At 47.3% G+C, this 18,789-nt stretch carries 16 protein-coding genes, 1 tRNA gene, 1 pseudogene and 1 riboswitch; of the genes and pseudogenes, 11 read left to right on the top strand and 7 right to left on the bottom strand.

The window, feature by feature from the left end:
• Positions 1 to 28 precede the first annotated feature (28 nt).
• The 9 genes from EP073_RS03070 to EP073_RS03030 all read left to right on the top strand — a co-directional run bounded on the left by EP073_RS03070 (position 29) and on the right by EP073_RS03030 (position 8,395).
• Positions 29 to 2,851, top strand: a complete 2,823-nt coding sequence (locus EP073_RS03070) for a cache domain-containing protein (protein WP_128465702.1) — start codon at positions 29 to 31, stop codon at positions 2,849 to 2,851.
• Positions 2,848 to 3,144: an FAD assembly factor SdhE gene (locus EP073_RS03065; RefSeq protein ID WP_128465701.1), complete on the top strand. Its 297-nt coding sequence runs from the start codon at positions 2,848 to 2,850 to the stop codon at positions 3,142 to 3,144. Before EP073_RS03070 ends, EP073_RS03065 begins: the two co-directional genes overlap by 4 nt.
• A 94-nt stretch (positions 3,145 to 3,238) precedes the next feature.
• Positions 3,239 to 3,526, top strand: coding sequence for a hypothetical protein (locus tag EP073_RS03060; RefSeq protein ID WP_128465700.1), 288 nt, complete (start codon positions 3,239 to 3,241; stop codon positions 3,524 to 3,526).
• Complete coding sequence (locus EP073_RS03055) at positions 3,523 to 4,521, top strand: 2-hydroxyacyl-CoA dehydratase family protein (protein ID WP_128465699.1); 999 nt, start codon at positions 3,523 to 3,525, stop codon at positions 4,519 to 4,521. The genes EP073_RS03060 and EP073_RS03055 overlap by 4 nt, the downstream gene beginning before the upstream one ends.
• Entirely contained in the window at positions 4,511 to 5,260 is a 750-nt protein-coding gene (locus tag EP073_RS03050; RefSeq protein ID WP_128465698.1) for an acyl-CoA dehydratase activase, read from the top strand. Before EP073_RS03055 ends, EP073_RS03050 begins: the two co-directional genes overlap by 11 nt.
• Positions 5,261 to 5,357: 97 nt before the next feature.
• Positions 5,358 to 6,635: an ATP-binding protein gene (locus tag EP073_RS03045; RefSeq protein ID WP_128465697.1), complete on the top strand. Its 1,278-nt coding sequence runs from the start codon at positions 5,358 to 5,360 to the stop codon at positions 6,633 to 6,635.
• Between the two features lie 332 nt (positions 6,636 to 6,967).
• On the top strand, positions 6,968 to 7,177 hold the full coding sequence (locus EP073_RS03040) for a type II toxin-antitoxin system Y4mF family antitoxin (protein WP_128465696.1): 210 nt from the start codon (positions 6,968 to 6,970) through the stop codon (positions 7,175 to 7,177).
• On the top strand, positions 7,170 to 7,478 hold the full coding sequence (locus tag EP073_RS03035; RefSeq protein ID WP_128465695.1) for a HipA N-terminal domain-containing protein: 309 nt from the start codon (positions 7,170 to 7,172) through the stop codon (positions 7,476 to 7,478). The genes EP073_RS03040 and EP073_RS03035 overlap by 8 nt, the downstream gene beginning before the upstream one ends.
• Positions 7,475 to 8,395 (top strand): HipA domain-containing protein, encoded by a 921-nt coding sequence (locus EP073_RS03030; protein WP_128465694.1) that lies wholly within the window; start codon positions 7,475 to 7,477, stop codon positions 8,393 to 8,395. Before EP073_RS03035 ends, EP073_RS03030 begins: the two co-directional genes overlap by 4 nt.
• Positions 8,396 to 8,476: 81 nt before the next feature.
• On the opposite strand, the gene EP073_RS03025 is transcribed toward EP073_RS03030, so the two are convergent.
• The 7 genes and pseudogenes from EP073_RS03025 to EP073_RS03000 all read right to left on the bottom strand — a co-directional run bounded on the left by EP073_RS03025 (position 8,477) and on the right by EP073_RS03000 (position 15,203).
• Positions 8,477 to 8,561, bottom strand: a tRNA-Leu gene (locus tag EP073_RS03025).
• Between the two features lie 71 nt (positions 8,562 to 8,632).
• Positions 8,633 to 10,249: a sodium:solute symporter family protein gene (locus EP073_RS03020; RefSeq protein ID WP_128467761.1), complete on the bottom strand. Its 1,617-nt coding sequence runs from the start codon at positions 10,247 to 10,249 to the stop codon at positions 8,633 to 8,635.
• A gap of 5 nt (positions 10,250 to 10,254) precedes the next feature.
• On the bottom strand, positions 10,255 to 10,431 hold the full coding sequence (locus EP073_RS13805) for a symporter small accessory protein (RefSeq protein ID WP_164885222.1): 177 nt from the start codon (positions 10,429 to 10,431) through the stop codon (positions 10,255 to 10,257).
• A 72-nt stretch (positions 10,432 to 10,503) separates the two neighbouring features.
• Positions 10,504 to 11,193, bottom strand: coding sequence for an anaerobic ribonucleoside-triphosphate reductase activating protein (locus EP073_RS03015; RefSeq protein WP_128465693.1), 690 nt, complete (start codon positions 11,191 to 11,193; stop codon positions 10,504 to 10,506).
• Positions 11,190 to 11,297, bottom strand: a pseudogene (gene nrdD / locus EP073_RS14170) (anaerobic ribonucleoside-triphosphate reductase); the annotation flags it as partial. The pseudogene nrdD and the gene EP073_RS03015, both read right to left, overlap by 4 nt.
• Positions 11,298 to 11,396: 99 nt before the next feature.
• Positions 11,397 to 13,427 (bottom strand): ribonucleoside triphosphate reductase, encoded by a 2,031-nt coding sequence (locus EP073_RS03005; RefSeq protein WP_128465691.1) that lies wholly within the window; start codon positions 13,425 to 13,427, stop codon positions 11,397 to 11,399.
• Between the two features lie 113 nt (positions 13,428 to 13,540).
• Positions 13,541 to 13,750: riboswitch (cobalamin riboswitch) on the bottom strand.
• A 199-nt stretch (positions 13,751 to 13,949) separates the two neighbouring features.
• The gene (locus tag EP073_RS03000) at positions 13,950 to 15,203 is read right to left on the bottom strand and encodes an OmpP1/FadL family transporter (RefSeq protein ID WP_164885252.1); all 1,254 of its coding nucleotides are present in this window, start codon (positions 15,201 to 15,203) and stop codon (positions 13,950 to 13,952) included.
• Positions 15,204 to 15,473: 270 nt separating this feature from the next.
• Here EP073_RS03000 and EP073_RS02995 point away from each other — a divergent pair, with 270 nt between their 5' ends.
• Positions 15,474 to 18,020, top strand: coding sequence for a cache domain-containing protein (locus tag EP073_RS02995; protein ID WP_128465689.1), 2,547 nt, complete (start codon positions 15,474 to 15,476; stop codon positions 18,018 to 18,020).
• A 175-nt stretch (positions 18,021 to 18,195) separates the two neighbouring features.
• Positions 18,196 to 18,540: a DUF2325 domain-containing protein gene (locus EP073_RS02990; RefSeq protein WP_128465688.1), complete on the top strand. Its 345-nt coding sequence runs from the start codon at positions 18,196 to 18,198 to the stop codon at positions 18,538 to 18,540.
• The last annotated feature ends 249 nt before the right edge of the window (positions 18,541 to 18,789 follow it).

The following is an 18,789-nucleotide window of genomic DNA, read 5'->3' as shown; positions in this document are numbered from 1 at the left end:
TTACTTAAATATTTATTTAAGGTGAGAAGTGTATAAAACTTACTCTCTTGGCAGAACATATTTTCTGACAAGTCTGGCTGCGGTTTTTCTGTTTATCATACTTTTTTCATCGTTCCTTGCCTATAACGAGTACAGGGATTTCACGGCAAAAAGCGATGCCGTGGACGAAAAACTTCTCAAAGAGGGTAAGGAAAATCTCCAGACGATGACCTACAAAGTTGCTACATTTCTGGAAAATGAACAAGGTCTCGCCGAGGAAAAACTGAAAACGCAGGTGCGCAGCAGGCTTGACCAAGGCTTCGGCTTTATTGAGAATATCCACGGGAAATACGGAAAAACCGAACCCAGAGAAAAAGTTATCAGAAGAATAACCGAAACCTTTTCCGAATTTACCTTCGGGGCAGACAGCTATTTCTTTATATTCGATAAGAATTTCAGGCAGATTCAGGGTGACTTTGGTCTGCCGGAGCATGTAAACCTCTCTGAAATAAAGGACTACAGAGGCAGATATGTGGTCCGTGAAATAAAGGAAACCGCCATGAAGGGGGGCGGCTTTGTCACCTATCAATGGAAAAAGCCCGGCGTGAACGACTTTTCCTACGGAAAAATATCCTACGTACGCTATTTTGAGCCCTACGGACTGATCATAGGCACAGGCGGCTATGTTCAGGATGTCGCGGAAGAGGTGAAAAGGGAGGCTCTGCAAAGGATAGAGCATCTTGTGAGCAGTGAGAAGGCGTTCTTCTATATTCTGGACGGCTCCGGCAATATGCTCAGCCACTCCGAAAAAGATCTCATCGGCAAAAACATAAATGAAATAGACAACCCTGTGAAGCGTGATTCCCTTAAGGAGATCCTGACCTTTGCCGAAAACAGCCGTGAAGGCTACCACGGTTTTGACTGGATTAGAGAGGACGCAGAAACCCCGTCCTCCATGGCTTCATACAACCTGAAATATCCTGAGTGGAACTGGGTGATAGGCTTTGCGATCTATCTCGAAGATGTGCGGAAAATCATAGATCAGGGCAAACATGAGCTTCAGGTGAGCCTGCTTCAGTCCATGGCTATAGTGGGCTTAACCTTCTTAATAGTCTTCGCGGCGGCCTACCTCATCGCCAAACGCTTTTCCGGCAAGCTTGAGGGTGAGTTCTCAAAATTTCTGGACTTTTTCTCCGGCGCGGCGGAAAAAGGCGCGGAGATAGACGCAGACAGCATGAATTATGAGGAATTCAGGCAGCTTGCTCTTTACGCCAACCGCATGAATTATGAGAACAGACGGAAAACGCTGGAGCTTGAAAAGGCCACTGCCGCCGCAAGAAAGGCGAGCAGCACCAAGTCGGAGCTTATCTCCCACATCAGCCACGAGCTGCGCACGCCTCTGACCGGTGTTCTGGGATTTATTGAGCTTCTGGACGGAACGGAGCTGGATAAAATTCAGAAAAGGTTTCTGCGGATCATTAAGCACAGCTCCAGCAACCTTGTGGGTGTGGTGAATGACATACTGGATTTCTCCAAACTGGAGACAGGAAGCCTTGTGCTCAATTACGACAGATTCAGCCCTTTAAGCACTTTTGAGTCCATGAGTGAGCTTTTCGGCTTCATGGCATCGGAAAGCGGTATGGAGTTCGCTCTTTATATGGATCACAGCATCCCCTGTGAACTCGAAGGTGACGTGGTGCGCATAAGCCAGATTCTCTCAAATCTTGTGGAAAACGCAGTGAAGTTCAATGCCCCGGGCGGCTGCGCCATGCTTGATATAACAGCCGTCCGCCGCAATGAGAATGCGGTAAGGCTTCGCTTTTCTGTGGAGGACAACGGAATCGGCGTCAGCGATGAGAAACAGACGGAGCTTGAAAAGCTCTTCTCTGAATACGACACCGAAATAGCCGAAAGATTTGAAGGCTTGGGCGGCATAGGCTTAAGCGTTTCATCTGATATTGTCAAGCTCATGCACGGTGAAATAGGCTTTTACAGAGCGGAGAAGCAGGGCTCTGTCTTCTGGTTTGAGCTTGATTTCAGGGTGATAAACGCAAAACCATCAGTGGACGCCGCTAGAGTGAGCGACTGTTATTCCGCTGTTTTTATTAATGACGACATGGGCGACCCCGGAGTGACTGAAAGCCAGATAATGCGCTGTTTAAAAGCCTTCGGCAATGAGGTTTCTTATTTTTCCTCTCTGGATGATATTGAGAAACTGCCGTTTCTGGACGTGGTTTTTTATGTATATTCGGAAAACACCAAAGATAAATTCCTTGAGAGCATCCGCACACACGAAGGTGTACCGATCGTTCTGATTATGGATATACACAGGCGTTTTGAGGAGGAAGACCTGAGAAAGCGTGCCTCGTCAGTTTTATTCAAACCAATCGGGCTCTCGGATATATACGAATCAGTATACATAGCAACAAGCTACATGAATGATGAGCCGATAAGGGACGAAAAGCAGAACGGCAGAACGGGCGGGTTCAAGGGAACAGCTCTTGTGGCGGAGGACAACCCGGTAAACCAGAAGATGGTACGGCTGATACTCAAGGAGCTCGGGCTTGAGAGCGTTTGTGTGGACAACGGGCGCAAGGCTGTTGAGGCGTTCAGGCAGGGCGGGTTTGATATTGTGATAATGGACATAAATATGCCGGAGCTCGGCGGCATAGAGGCGGCAAAGCTCATAAATGAATATGAGAAAGCAAACTTTTTTAAGCATGTGCCCGTAATAGCCCTCACCGCATACGCCATAAAAGGGGACAGGGAGCGCTTTATTGAGGCTGGAATGGATGATTATCTTGCAAAGCCTGTAAGTATTGATATTATGAGGGAAACATTACAAAAACATTTAAAGGTCGGTAACGGATGAAAGACTCCCCTCTTTTTAAAAAAGCCATCTTTCTCGCCGCAAGGCGCGCCATGCTGGAAAACGAGATGATAGTACGTGAGTTTGTGGAACACAATCTTCCCGAATACTACACGGAGAAAGACATGGAAGAGCTCTGTGAGCTGCTTCTGAAGATTTTCGACAACGACCTGTTCGATGTAATCATGGGGCAGAAAACAGCGGAGCAGTTTGAGGGGCAGTATAACGTCCGCCTGCTTAAAGACATAGAAAAATACGCCGCTCTCTACCGTGAAAACAAAAAGACAAAGAACTAGTCCCTCACCAAGTCTTGTTTTTCAGAGCATATGTGCGTATATTTATCCCCGTTCTTACATTTTTAACAGGTGATTTATGTATCAGGAAAGGTGGATGCTTGTCCGCGAGGACATGACATGGGACGAAGTGCGCCTTGAGGAAAAGGGCGGCGTGTTTCATGTCCATATTTATAAAAAAAGAAAGGATCTGGAGTGCTCTCTCGTCATAAAGAACGAGACAACAAGAGTTTACAGACTTAAAGACACGGTAACGGACGAAATTTACGATTTGGTGGACTTCGCCGAGATGGACAGAATGTTTGAGGAAAACGGAATAATCTTCCGCAACCGCAGAGGGCTTCATAAGGAAGTCCGCAGGTATATTGACTTCAGTATTACATGAAAAAACGCATAGGCTTCACCACCACAATCCCCGTTGAAATTATCCTTGCCGCCGGACATGTTCCCGTGGATCTCAATAATATTTTTATAACCGACAAAGACCCGACGGTTTTTATCGACTACGCCGAGACGGAAGGCCTGCCCCGCAACATCTGCGCATGGATCAAGGGGATATACACAGCTGTGATTCGGGGCAGCATAGACGAAGTTATCGCCGTGACCGAGGGGGATTGCAGCAATTCCCATGCGCTGGCTGAACTCTTCATGGAGCACGGGATCCCCGTTCACAGCTTCGCCTACCCCTTCGGAAAAGAGGACAGGCGCAGCTTCCTTGAGCGTGAGTTCCGCTCGCTGGCAAAATCACTCGGAACCACATACGAAGCCGCAGAGGAATATACAAAGCGCACAGACCCTATACGGGAGAAGCTCCGCAGGCTGGATACTCTCACTGCACAGGAGAAAGCATCAGGATTCGAGAACCACCTCTGGCTTGTGACCTCCACTGACTTTAATACGGAACCCGTTGCCTACGAAGCGGAGCTTGACACAAAGCTGGCGGAGATAGAGGCGCGCGGCAGCGCAGGACGGAAAATCCGCATAGGCGTTCTTGGCGTTCCCACCATATATGACGATATGTACGGCTTCATAGAGGAGAAGGGGGCATCCGTTGTTTTCAACGAGATCCAGCGGCAGTTCGCAATCCCCAGCGCAAACCCGGACTATATAGCAAGATACGCCGAATACACTTATCCGTATGATGTTTTCGGGCGCATCGCAGACATCAGGCAGCAGACGGCAGAGCGCCGAATAGACGGACTTATACACTATGTGCAGTCGTTCTGCTACCGCCAGATGCAGGACATCACCATCAGAAAGCATATGGACGTGCCCGTACTCACCATAGAGGGTGATTCCCCCTCCGGCATAGACGCAAGGACTAAAATACGCATAGAATCATTCATAGAGATGCTGGAGGCACGGAAAAATGACCGTTAAAGCGGGAATAGACCTCGGCAGCAGGTACGTTAAGCTCGCCTTTCTGAAAAACGGCGAAATCACCTACCGCAGGTGGGACACGGCTGAGTTTTACCGCTCATTCGTGAGAAGAGGGGCTGAGGGGCTCGTCATAGATCTGGATGCCGCCGGACTTGAACATGCTGACTCAATAACTGCAACGGGTTACGGACGCAATCTGCTTAATTTTGCAAACGCTAACGTAATCTCCGAGATAAAAGCGCACTTCAAAGGCGCACTTGAAGCAACTAAAGAGAGGGACTTCGTTCTGGTGGATGTCGGCGGGCAGGACAGCAAGGTTATCTGCGTGCAGAACGGATATATAGAAGATTTCGTGATGAATGATAAATGCGCCGCCAGTACAGGACGCTTTCTGGAGAACGCATGCAGCATACTGCGGATAACTCTGGATGAGCTGGCGGAAATGATCGAAAACCCCGTAAAGCTCAGCTCCACCTGTGCCATATTTTCCGAAAGCGAAATAATCGGCAAAATAGCCGAAGGCTACACAACGGAGGAGATCGGGGCGGGCGTTAACGAATCCATAGCCCGCAGGCTGTACCCGCTTATGAAAAAATTCAGAACGGAGAAAATCTTCGCCGCGGGCGGCGTAGCGGCAAACAGCGCGCTTATTCACTTTCTCAGCGAAATGGCAGGCCGAAGGATCGAGGTTCTCCCCGACTGCCAGTACAACGGATGCAGGGGATGTCTGGGGTATTAAGATTTCTATCCTTGTAAGGAAGGATAAAAATCGCTTTATTTGTCCTTGTCAAGAAGGATAAAGATACTTATATTTATCCTTGTATGGGAGGATAAACATGAGAGAAACCTTTAAAACCCTTATCACTGACTTTCAGGAACGTAAGCTGGATAATATCATATCCAGAGAATATGATATTCCCGTGGGCAGTGAAAAGATAGTCTCTTTGGTAGGTGTACGGCGCTGCGGAAAGACAAGTATTCTTTTTGATATTATAAACTCCCTCAAGAAAAAGGTTCCTTCCGAAAATATAATCTATGTAAACTTTGAAGACGACCGCCTATTTCCCACAGAATTGGGAGATCTGAATCATATCATGGAGGGTTATTATGAGATGCGCCCTGAAAAAAGGCATGAAACAGTATATGTCTTCCTTGATGAGGTGCAGAACATTGCCGGATGGGAAAGATACGTGCGGAGAATATACGACACACTGAACATACGGGTTTTTGTCACAGGTTCTTCCTCAAAGCTTCTCAGTAAGGAGATAGCCACATCGCTCAGGGGCAGAACCCTCACTTATGAAATTTTCCCTTACTCTTTTGCAGATTTTTTAAAAGCAAAAGGTATAAAGGTAAATTTCAACAGTTCAGATTCCGTAAGCTATATAAAAAACGCTCTTAGTGAGTATCTCACAGACGGCGGATTTCCTGAAACAGTGTTGCAGTCTGCTGATATAAAAAGACGTATTCTCAGAGATTATCTGGATCTGATAGTCTATAAGGATATAGTGGAGAGATACGGTATAAAAAATAATAGTCTGCTCAAACATATAATAAAATACAGCTTTTGCAATATAGGCACACTTGTGAGCCTGAACAAGCTTTACAATGATCTGAAATCACAGGGGTATAAACTCAGCAAAGATACAGTTTTTGATTATTATTCATATCTGGAAGACGCTTATGCTGTTTTCAGCATTCCTGTCTTCAGAAACAGTATAAAGGAGGAAAATCGCAATCCCAGAAAAATATATTCAGTGGATAACGGCTTTAAAGGGGTTTACGATGCTTTCGTTACGGATGATTTCAGTAAGCTATATGAAAATGCCGTGTTTCTGCATCTTCGCAGACAGACGCCTGAGATCTACTACTACAGCGGAAAACAGGAAGTAGATTTCTACTGCGTTGCAGAAGGTAAAAAGGTTCTGGTAAATGTCAGCTATAAAATTGACAGCCCCAAAACAAGAGAACGTGAGCTAAACGGGCTTCTTGAAGCAATGGAATATTTTAAAATGAGCGAGGCTTATCTTATCACTGCGGACGAGGAGGAAACATTTCAGCAAGATGACCGGACTATACATATTCTGCCGCTCTGGAAGTGGCTGTTGGGGTGATCTCAGGTTTTTGGCGTAACAAATGCAGAATGCTTTTCTTGGATTGATAAAGCTTTACAGCCTGTCCTAGATTATTTCAATTATCTAGGACAACCTCATAAATAGTCACAAAGATTTTAATATTACATTCCCCGCATGTCCCAGTGACTACATTCATCTGTCAAAATTGCCCTTTATAGTGGGAATATCCTGCCAATCAATAACTATTTTGGTTTTTTTTCATGATAATCAGATATAATTACCCTTATAGAGGGAAAAATACTTGTTTTTTATTGCTTCTGGGTTAATAATATCTATAAACATAGAATTTTCCCTTTATGGAGGGTATCTGTATGGAACTTGCTGAGATAATTAAAGATGCAAGGAAGGCGGCAGGGCTGACACAGAAAGAGCTTGCGGAACATGCCGGTGTTGCGAAAAACCTCATATATGACCTTGAAAAAGGCAAAATGACAATCAGATACGAAAATATTTTAAAGGTTCTGCACATCCTTAATATTAAAGTGAAATATATTTCTCCGTTAGGCAGTAAAGATGCGTAAGGCGCTTGTATACCAACAGGGGATACCTGCCGGATTTCTCACTGAGACTGAACGCGGGTACGAATTCCAATATCTTCCGGATTATGACGGCACAGCAGTTTCACTCACACTTCCTGTAGCAGGCAAACCCTATCAGTTTGATGATTTTCCGCCTTTTTTCGACGGACTTCTGCCGGAGGGTTATCTGCTTGAATCACTGCTGAGAAGGCTCAAGATCGACCGCAACGATTCTTTTTCACAATTAATCGCTGTGGGGGCTGATCTTGTCGGTTCTGTCACTGTGAAAGAGGCGGCGGAATGAGGTGCCCGGTTACCTATGAAGAGACTAATTACAGATACAGTGAAGCGGGTTTGAAAATCATTAACCGTAGCCTGAAAGAACTGCATGAACTGCCTTACACGAAAGACGAGCTCCGCATTGAGGCAGCGGCTAGGTCTGAAAAGATGTCTATCCAAGGCGTTCAGCCGAAGCTGCCCGCAAGGCTGAATGTCAAGGGAGGCGTTTTTGAGCTTACGAACGGGGGCGGGCAGTATATTCTAAAGCCGCAGTCTGCCGATTACCCTGAACTGCCCGAAAATGAAGACCTGACAATGCGGCTTGCGAAATCTTACGGACTGGATGTGCCGCTCCATTTCATGATTTACGGTAAAGACGGCGCACTCACATATGTAATTAAGCGTTTTGACCGTGCGGGAAAAAACAGGAAACTGTCTGTTGAGGATTTTGCCCAGCTGTCCGGAGCGACACGGGATACCAAGTACCGCTCCAGCATGGAGCAGGTGGCGAAAATAATAGAAAAATACTGCACTTTCCCGCAAATAGAAAAAGAGAAGCTTTTTAAGCTGACCCTGTTTTCGTTTATCACAGGAAACGAGGATATGCACCTGAAAAACTTCTCTCTGATATATGAGGGCGGTAAAGTTCAGCTTTCACCTGTTTATGATCTCCTCAACACAACTGCTGCTGTTCCCAACCCCATAGAAGAGCTTGCATTGCCGCTTAATGCCAAAAAGAACAGAATAACCAAAGCCGACCTTGCGGATTATTACGGGAAAGAAAGGCTTGGTCTGAATGAGAAGGTGATTGATAAAGCGCTGTCATCACTTGAATCTGTTTCTGCGGGCTGGGGCAAGACAATTGAGAAAAGCTTTCTTTCCGCAGGCATGAAGGAAAAATATTTAAAACTGCTCACGGAACGCCGGAAAAGATTATTTTAAATTAAGAATCGATGTAGTCAGATGCAGTCATTTAACGAAAAAATGGCTTCAGAGATTTTTCTCCGAAGCCATTTTCTGTAGTGCCGAGGGGGGGACTCGAACCCCCACAGGATTAACTCCCACAGGTACCTGAAACCTGCGTGTCTACCAATTCCACCACCACGGCTTAGCATAATAGGGAAAGAAATATTATGATTTCCTTAATCCGTTGTCAACAGATAAATCCCTTATCTTTATTTATTTCCCGATGCCGTGAAAGCACTTTTCCACGTGTTCCTTCGGAAGCTGTTTTCCTGCGAATGCTGTGGCAAGCGTAATCAGCGCCGACACGGGCAGACCTATCACAAGCGGGTCAACCGCCGCCCAGATAGTGCCCTCCGCCAGAGAGTTCACGCCGAATACCGCCTTGCAAATCATCATAGGTCCTGAAACCTTGTCATGCACGAAGAAAAGCCAGAAAAAGCTGATTATCGTTCCCGCCGTAAAGCCTGTGAATGCTGCGAACTTCGTGATCCGTCTTGAGTATATCGCTCCGAAATACAGCGGCAGGAAGGCTGCGGCGCATATGCCGAAGAAGATGGCCGTTCCCCTTGCGATTATCGCTGTTCCGCCGTCAAAGAACAGAGGCAGCCCCCACGCGAAGAAGTAGCTGAGCATGATCGTGAAGATTATGCCCGCTTTTGTGATAAGCACCGAATTTCCCGATTTTCTCAGCCATTTTTCATAAATATCCCTGCCGAGGGAGGTTCCCATTGCATGAAACTGAGAGCTCAGCGTACTCATTGCAGCTGAAAGCATGGTTATGGTGAATATCGCGGTAAACCACTGTGGCATGGCTTTGCTTATATAGAGAGGGATAATCTCCTCCACATTTTTGTTGGCGGCGACGAGGGATATTTTCCCCGCTGTTTCCGGATTCATATAATAGAAATACACATTAGAGAGCGCGCCGACTATGAACGCCACTCCCACAGCCACAAGAACGAACACCCCGCCTATGAGCACGGCACGGTTAAGCTCCCTGTTGCTTTTAACTGTCATGAAGCGGACGATAAGCTGAGGCTGTGCCAGAACGCCGATCCCTACACCCATTACCATGGTGGTGACCACCGTCACCCAGAACGGCGAGCCGAGGGTCGGGAAAGATGTCCAGCCCGTGTGCCCCTGAGCGCCGAATATGCTCACCGCTATGTCCGCCATGTCCGTAAGCTTCTGATGAGCATCTATTACTCCGCCCATTTTCCAGTAGGTGAAAAAAAGGAGGATAAGCATCCCCGCAAACATCACCGAGCCCTGAAAGGCATCGGTATACATAACACCCTTAAGCCCGCCCATAACAACGTAAACAGCCACTATGACAGTGAGGAAAAAGAGAGCCGCGTTGTAGTTAACGCTTAATATCTGCGCTATGAACTTCGCTCCGCCCATGAGAACCACGCTGGCGTAAAGTGGCATGGCAACAAATATTAGAAGCCCCGCGAGCCCCTGAAGCGTGCGGGACTGAAAGCGCAGACCTATAAACTCAGGGAAGGTGTGGGCATTGAGATTCAGTCCCATGACCCTTGTGCGTCTGCCGAAAAAGACAAAGGCGACAAAAACGCCCACGAAAATAGTAAGAACAGTAAGCCAGAGAAGACTCATGCCGAAAACCGCCGCCGCGCCGCCGAAGCCGACAATCGCCGATGTCGAGATAAACGTTGCGCCGTATGACATTGCCATGACAAAGGGGTGGATCTGCCGTCCGGCGACCATGTAATCAGCAGTGCTGACAGTGCCTTTGTATGCCTTAACTGTGAGCCAGCCGACAATCGAAAGGTAGATTATGACGACAAATGTAAGAAGAGGAAGACTCATTTCCATCAGAGTGTCTCCTCAACTTTTCTTTCTTCCTCAGCCCATGCCTGTTCCTGAAGAAATTCCTCATCGGTCATGTAGCCTTTATTCCAGTTGATTATTCCGTAGATAATGCAGAGCACGGCGCTGAGAAGCATAAGAATAAATCCCAGCGGAACCGCCCATCCTGATAAACCGAGCATATAAGCCCCCAAAAAAACAAATTAAATTTCGGAAGCTTACATTTTTTGAGAATTACAGACAATAAAAAACTGTCACTCCCTGACGGCAACCTTGCCGAAATATGATTCAAACAGAGCCTTCAGCGAGTAAAACTCAGCCTTGTTCATCGGCGGGGAGAAACGCTTGTCCAGCAGCGGCGTTGATCTTTGAAGAAACTGGAGAGCCACAGGCACATCCCGCGCGAAGTCTGCCAGCCAGAAGAGGGATTCCTCGTCCGGCTTCTTCCATGCGGTATAACGCAGCTCAAAGGGGATTCCGCTCTCCTTAAGAGCCCTGATGGTTTTCACAAAAGGCTCGGTGGAGCGGGCAGTGCGGGTCATGTACTCTATGTCCTCCGCGCAGAAGCCTTTTATATCCACCGCGGCGTAATCGATAAGCCTCTTTTCCAGAAGCGGTATCAGCCTTGCCGGGGCAAACCCGTTGGTGTCCAGCTTGATTTTGATTCCGTCATTCTTGAGAAAAGTGACAAAATCAGTGATATGATCTGAAAAAAGAGGCTCGCCGCCGGTTACGGCGACAGCCCCTATATTTCTTACAGCCATATAAGAAAAAAACTCGGATGACTTGTTGTCCCTTTTTCTGCCGGTTACCAGAAGGGGATTGTGGCAGTATCTGCACCTGAGGTTGCAGCCGTGGGTGAAGACAGTTGCCGCCACCTCCCCCGGGTAATCTATGAGACTTACGGGCGTAAAGCCTGCAATAAAGAAGTCTGTGTGACTCATTTGGAAACTCTGAAAGTCCCCCTGTTTATAAATTCCTCTTTTTTACCTTCGTTCCAGTGGCTTGTAGGACTGTGGTAGCCGACCACCCTGCTGTAAACATCGCAAGTTGTGCCTTTTACATCTGCCAGCTCTTTTTCCAGTGCTCTGATTTTCTCAGCCTTTTCCATTATAGTGCCTCCTTGCGCTTTTATATTACCCAAGTCCTAAACTTCGGCTTTGAGCTTTTCCAGTTCTTTGAAAATTTCCGCTTTCTTCTCCTCCGCGCAGAGAGGGCATTCGGGATGCTTACCCTTGAGATAGCCATGCACCGGGCATACGGAGAATGTGGGAGTTATTGTTATATAAGGTATTTTATAGCAGCATGTTATTTCTTTCAGCAGTTTGCCCACTGCCGACGGCTCATCCACTGATTCACCGAGGAAAACGTGGAACACTGTACCGCCTGTGTAAAGCGGCTGGAGCCTGTCCTGATGATCAAGCGCCGCGAAGAGATCCCTTGCCTTCTCCACCGGAATCTGCGTGGAGTTGGTGTAGTAGGGGCGCTCAAGGGAGCCGGAAGTGATGATCTCAGGGTAGTCCTTGATGTCACGTTTGGCAAGACGGTATGAGGTTCCTTCGGCGGGCGTAGCTTCAAGGTTGTAGAGCATATCGTCCTCCTCCTGAAACTGCGCCAGCTTGCCGCGCATGAAGTTAAGTATCTTTTCGGCAAACTCCAGACCTTCTTTATTCATAATATCCACGCCGATGAAGTTCAGCGCGGCTTCGTTCATGCCTATTATGCCTATGGTGTTGAAGTGGTTTTTCCAGAACTGACCGAAGCGGGCATGAATATCCTCAAGGTAGAACCTTGCGTACGGGTAAAGCCCGTTTTCCGTCAGCTTCTCCAGAGACTTACGTTTTATTCTAAGGCTGTCCCGCGAGAGATCCATGAGGGATGAGAGCTTATTGAAGAACTCCTCCTCACTGCCTGCGGTATAGCCGATTCTCGGCAGATTTATTGTGACAACCCCGATGGAGCCTGTGAGGGGGTTTGCGCCGAAGAGCCCCCCTCCCCGTTTGCGGAGCTCCCTGTTGTCCAGACGCAGACGGCAGCACATGCTGCGTGCGTCTTCGGGACTCATGTCGCTGTTTACGAAGTTGGCGAAATAGGGAATCCCGTATTTCGCCGTGATTTTCATCAGCTCAACAACTATGGGATGTTCCCAGTCAAAGTCTTTTGAAACATTGTAAGTAGGTATGGGGAAAGTGAAAATACGTCCTTTCGCATCCCCTTCCATCATAACTTCCATGAACGCGCGGTTGATGAGAAACATCTCTTCCTGAAACTCGCCGTAGGTTCTGTCCGTAACTTCGCCGCCGATTATCACCGCCTCGTCTTTGTGGGTGGAGGGAACGTATAAATCCATGGTGAGATTGGTAAACGGAGTCTGGAAGCCCACACGTGTAGGCACATTGAGATTAAAAACAAACTCCTGCATAGCCTGCTTGACCTCTTTATAAGAGAGCTTGTCATAGGCTATGAACGGCGCAAGGTATGTGTCGAAGTTGGCGAACGCCTGAGCGCCCGCCGCTTCCCCCTGCAATGTGTAGAAGAAGTTGGCTATCTGCCCCAGAGCTGTGCGGAGATGTTTGGCGGGCTTGCTTTCCACCTTGCCCGCAACCCCCCTGAAACCCTTCATCAGAAGGTCTTTCAGATCCCAGCCGCAGCAGTAAACGGCGAGCAGACCGAGATCGTGTATGTGGAAATCCCCTTCCGTATGTGCTTTCTGTACTTCGGGCGGGTAAATTTTGTTCAGCCAGTATTTGGCGGTTACCGTGGATGAAATATAGTTGTTCAGCCCCTGCAGAGCGTAGGTTGTATTGCTGTTTTCGTTGACACGCCAGTCGCTTCCGCCGAGGTATGTCTCCACTATGGATTCAAACCCTTCCATGCTGTCTGTGATGGAGCGGATGTCCGCACGCTGTTTCCTGTATATTATAAATGCCTTGGCTGTTTTGGCATGCCCCTGTTCAATGAGCACCTTTTCCACGCAGTCCTGTATCTCCTCCACGGAGCAGGAACCGTAGCGTTCGCAGGCATCGGTAAGCTTTCTGGTTACAATAAGGGAAAGGGCGGCGGCATTGTTCCTGTCCGTTCCGCCGACGGATTTCGCCGCCTTGAAGATGGCGTTCGCTATGCGCTCCTGATCAAAGGGGACAAAGCGTCCGTCACGTTTCATAACTTTTTCAATCATATAATCAATCCTCCGAAAATAAGCACAGTTCCAGCCGGAGGACGTTTAGCATGTTAAGATTATATGCGCTGAAATATTAATGGCGTGTAATAATCTCATCCATCCCTCCGATGGGCAGTTTATTCCACGGGGCAGGTATCCTGACTCGCCGTCACCCTAATCGCTCCGCCTTCCCGTACGGCTGACAGTGGCAAAGAAAAGGAGCTTTCGTCCGGCTCACAGTTGCGGGGGCAGTGACGGATTTTAACCGCGCTTCCCTGATTCCCGATGAGTTATTCTGCTATGAAGAGACGGATAAGTCAACCCTGATTTAGGATTAAGAAGATAAAAAAGCTCTTGATTAAAAAGCAGGCGGTTCAGCTGCCCTCTTCCAGTGCGATCCCTGACAGAGGCGGACAGATAATGTAAATGAGCATAACCGGAGAAGGAGCTCTTGAGGGGGATTTTACAGACATAAACAAGCCTGCTAATGTCTTTGATCAGTCTGAGAGAGCCCTCGCGGGGCTCCCTCAGGTTTATTATTTAGAACTTGTAGGTAAGGTTGACTGCGAATATGTGCGCGTCTGTGTTTTTGAACTCACCGGTAAGTCTGGTTGCGTCAGTATTTTTTACGATATTGCCCGCTTCGTTATCGAACTTTCTGTTTTCGTCATCAAGATAGTTGTAGGCAAGATCAAGGTCAAAGCTTTTGCCGAAATGAAAGCCCGCACCCACAGTGTAAAGCCAGCGGTCACCGGAGGGGAGCATAGGGTCTACCCACTCATCGGGGATGGGACTGTAGTCTCTGATTATGCCCGCGCGGAGATCGACCATTTCATTAAGCTTATACTGACCGCCGAAACGGAGTGCCCACACGTCATCCCAGTTTTTGGGCTTCACGCCTATGTCCGAGAGACCTTCGGGGTTAAGCTCATCGTATGACGACCACTGTGTATACTGTCCGTCAAATTCAAAAGTCCATTTGCCGTTTGACCATGCAGCGGCAACGTACGTGACCGCGGGCAGAGTTATATCGGCTTTGAAGTCTCCTGAGATTTCGTAGACGGCAGCAAGAGGAGAATCAGTTTTACTTGTTCCTTCAACTTCGTGCTTCATTTCGGGTCTGTAACTGAGACCGAAACGCCAGTTTTTGCCGAGCTTATAATGAGCGGCGACGTTCCATCCCCACGCGTCGCTGTCGCCTTCAAGCTTGAGAGGGGAAGAAGGAATGCCGCTTGCAAGAGCAGCGGGGGTGGTCATAGACTCTATAGTCACATCCATTCTCTGGTAAACAAGACCGGCAGCGAGGCTGAGATCATTTGTGACTCTGTATGCAAGAACGGGGTTAAAAGTGTATGTGGCTATTTCAGCGTTTCTTCCGCCTACAAGATAAGCGCCCGCCCAGTCGTCTTTCCAGTCCATTCCGAGACCGAAATTGATGAAGGAGCCGAAGCCGAATGAAAGCCTGTCGTTGATTTTTGTTGTTATATAAAGGTTGGGGATGACAAAAGTCTTGTCTTCTGTTTCACCGGAAACAGAACCTCCGAAATACTGACCTTCAAATTCAGTGGAAGGCTGAATAAGAGAGAATCCCAAAGAAACCTGAGTTCCTTCAAGCTGGGTAATGCCTGCGGGGTTGTAGTAAACCGCCGTGGGATCGTCAGCCTGAGCCGCGAATGCGCCCCCCATACCCAGTGCCTTTGCGCCCTGCTCGTTAATCGCAAAACCGCTGGCAAACGCCGCCGAAGGTAAAATAAAACACGCAGCAGCAATAATTAAAATTAAACGCCTGAACATAAACATTCTCCTGACTTTTCTTATGGTTTGCCATTTGCAAACAATTGACAACTTTATTGTTATTTAACAACGGCGAAACCCGTACATAGATAAGACAAAGTTTTAGAATATGCAAGCAGAAATCTGAGAGAGCTCCTAAAAGCTTGTCCTGACAAGCTTATGACATTTTTTACGGGGAAAAATATACTTTTTCAGCCTTCTTTCGGGTTTTTTTAACAAAGATCGGTTATCATTAAATTAACGGGCAATTTTTGCGGCGGTATAGAAACAATGGGTTCACGTGTGATTTTTACAAGCATACAGCAGAAAATATTTGTTTACGCTGTTCTCCTTTTTTTCGGCATCCTTACCCTAAGCAGTTTTACGCTTTATTTCATCATAAAAACAGAGCTTCAGGACAGGATAGCCGAACAGCTGAATATCTACGCCGACAGCTTGTCGGAGATGGTGAAGATCTCCGTGGACAGCGCTTCCGAGCAATACCTGAAGGGCGTTCTTCTTGAACGTGCCTCCGTCATTGAAACAATGTCCTCAGGCACGGTGATCAGGGAAAACATGCTTGAGATCGCCTCCAAGCCGCCTCTCAAGGACGCCTCCGTGAGCATAAGGGATAAAGACGGGAGGCTCCTCATTTACGGCATAACCGGTGACGCGCCCTCCTGCGGAAAAACATCCCTTGAAACCGAAAGGTTTGTTAAAAACAGCATCCACTACACCTCAGGGACATACACAATCCCTTCATCCGGCTGGTGTGTCACAGTATCCGTGCCGTCCGCATCGTTCAGGGACATTCTTGAGGTTGAGGAGGTGCGGGAGGCGATCCTATCCAAAAAATTCGGCAAAAGCGGCTACGCTTATGTCATAGACTCTTCCGGAAATGTGCTCATTCATCCTGTTATCGAAAACACCAATGTATATAACGAAGCCGATATAAACGGCAGATACTTCATCAGAGAGATGATAAGTAAGAAAAACGGCGAGACCTACTACCCTTGGAAGAATCCCGGGGAAGCGTCTTTCCGTGAAAAGGTCGCGAGCCACAGATACATTCCCGAGCTTGACTGGATAGTGGCCTCCTCCAGCTATCTGGATGAGATATACGCTCCGCTTTTCAGGCTGAAAGTTTATCTCACAGCGGTTTTCCTCATATCCGTCATCACCGTCATACCGCTCACCGTGTGGCTCAGCGCCAGCATAACGGGACCGATCAAATATCTGACAAGAGCAATCGAAAAAGGCGGCACGGACATACGCTTGGTAAAGAAGACCGCAGACGAAACCGGCAGGCTCATAGACCATTTCAACAGGTATATGGAAACTATTGACGACTACAGAAAAAAACTTGAGCAGGATTTACAGGATAAACTGAAAGCTGAAAACGCCCTGAAAAAAAGCCTTGAAACCGAAAAATCAGTAAGCGACATCTCCGCGGGATTCATCAACTTCTCCTCCATGCCTACCGACGAAATTTTTCGTAATTCACTGATAAAATTCAGCATGCTCATCGTGGCATCGAAAGCGGCTGTTTATAAAACAACACCAGACAAATGCAGAATGCTGTACAGGTATGATCCGTCCGATTCGCCTTCGGGAACAGAGGAGTGCCGTGCGTTCAGCAGATGGCTGTTTGAGCGCACAGCGGAGCAACCTGAGCTCTTCATAGAATCTGTCTGGCAGAGCAGAGAAAACCAGTCCGCCATGCACTTTCTTAAAAGCAGGCGCACGGTCTCCGCCGCCGCCTCCTCGATGAGTGTTGAGCAGGAGAACGATACGGTAATCCTGTTTGAATTCGCGGAACCGCTCACTGCTGAGGAATATGAAAACCTCCGCCCGTCGCTCCGGCTTTTCAAGAATATTTTTGACGGCGCAATGAAAAGAGTTATGTGGGAAGATTCCATTCAGAAAGCCTATGACCAGATGGAGCGCAAGGTTCAGGATCGCACTGCACAGCTTACGGAAAAGACTGTTCTCCTTGAGGAATTGTCTAAAAATCTGGAAAAAAGAGTTCATGAGGAAACTAAAAAGCTCCGCACTCAGGAGCAGCTTCTGGTTCAGCAGTCAAAAATGGCGGCTATGGGCGAAATGATCGGCTCAATAGCCCACCAGTGGCGCCAGCCGCTGAACGCGCTTGCTCTGCTGATTCAGGACATTGAGGAAGCGCACTTCTGCGGTGAGATAACCGACAAATACATCACAGCGTCAGTATCCGATGCCATGAAGCAGATAAACCATATGTCCGTCACGATTGACGATTTCCGCAATTTTTTCAGACCGAGCAAGGAGAAAACAAAAATCAGTGTTCCCGCCGCCGTGATTGAGGTTATTGCTCTCATGGCATCGCAGATTTCAAATAATTCGATCAGTGTGGATTTCTCATGCAGCGCAAAAGGCAGTGAAGACGGCACTGACTGCAAAACGGCTTATCCGGAAATCTACATAAACGGCTACTCCAACGAGTTTAAGCATGTGATAATGAACATACTCAACAACGCCAAGGATGAAATAATAAAAACCAAAGAGAAGGAGAATAAAAACGGACTTATAACCATCTCCGTGACCGCTGAAAACGGACTCGTCCGCATATCCGTCAAGGATACCGGAGGCGGTATAGCTCCGGAGTTTATCGACAGAATCTTTGAGCCTTACTTCACAACAAAAAACCCCGATAAGGGCACGGGAATAGGTCTTTATATGGCAAAGGTCATCATCGAAAACAATATGGGAGGAAGACTCTGCGCTCTGAACAGAGAGGAGGGAGGCGCTGAATTCATTATTGAACTTGAGGAAACCGGATCGGATGAAACCAAGGACTCCTGAAAATCTTATTTTCAAAATACAACGTTGACATAAATCTATAAAATCTATATTTTTACTACCACAGGTTCAGTGAACTTCTGACAATTATTTTTCAATGATCCGCTTGACATAATCCTACTGCCCGGGTATATTTAGGCATACCTAACTTATTTAGCAGTGTATAAGGAGACATAACATGACTGTATCAATAGTAGGCGGGCTGGACAGACTCGAAAAAGAGTACATCAACGCCGGCAAGGTTCTCGGCGTGAAGACCAAGGTCATTCTCAAGAAACAGACCCACATAGCCGACATTTTGGAAAACAGCGACGCTATAGTTCTTCTTACCTCAAACATAGCACACGGAGTTGCCAGCAAAGCAAGAAGCATTTCCAAACAGAAAAATGTGCCCCTGTTTCAGATTCACAACTGTAGCGTCAAAAGCGTTGAGGGAACCATTGAGAAATGCCTCAGACTTTTTGATAACGGAGAATGTATGGGCGACTGCATAAACTGCAGCCAATACGCCAAAAATGTCTAAAAAACAATTTACTGATATAAAAAGGTAAACGCCGCTTTTCCTCTGCCTCCTTAAAGCGGCGTTATTTTTTTATTCTTATCCGATTCGTTCCCGTACAGATACTCATTTATAGCTATTACCTCTTGCTTAATAAACTCTTTGAAATTAGGATGTGTAATAAGCACTGAACAGTGAGAGTTCCGCAATGCAAAGAATTCTTTTATTATTTCTAATTCTCTTTTCGGCATCAGCGTCTTTCGGTGCGCCCGA

This window comes from Geovibrio thiophilus (assembly GCF_004087915.1).
GTDB classification, from domain to species: Bacteria; Chrysiogenota; Deferribacteres; order Deferribacterales; family Geovibrionaceae; genus Geovibrio; species Geovibrio thiophilus.
This window is presented reverse-complemented; position numbering and strand designations above follow the sequence as displayed.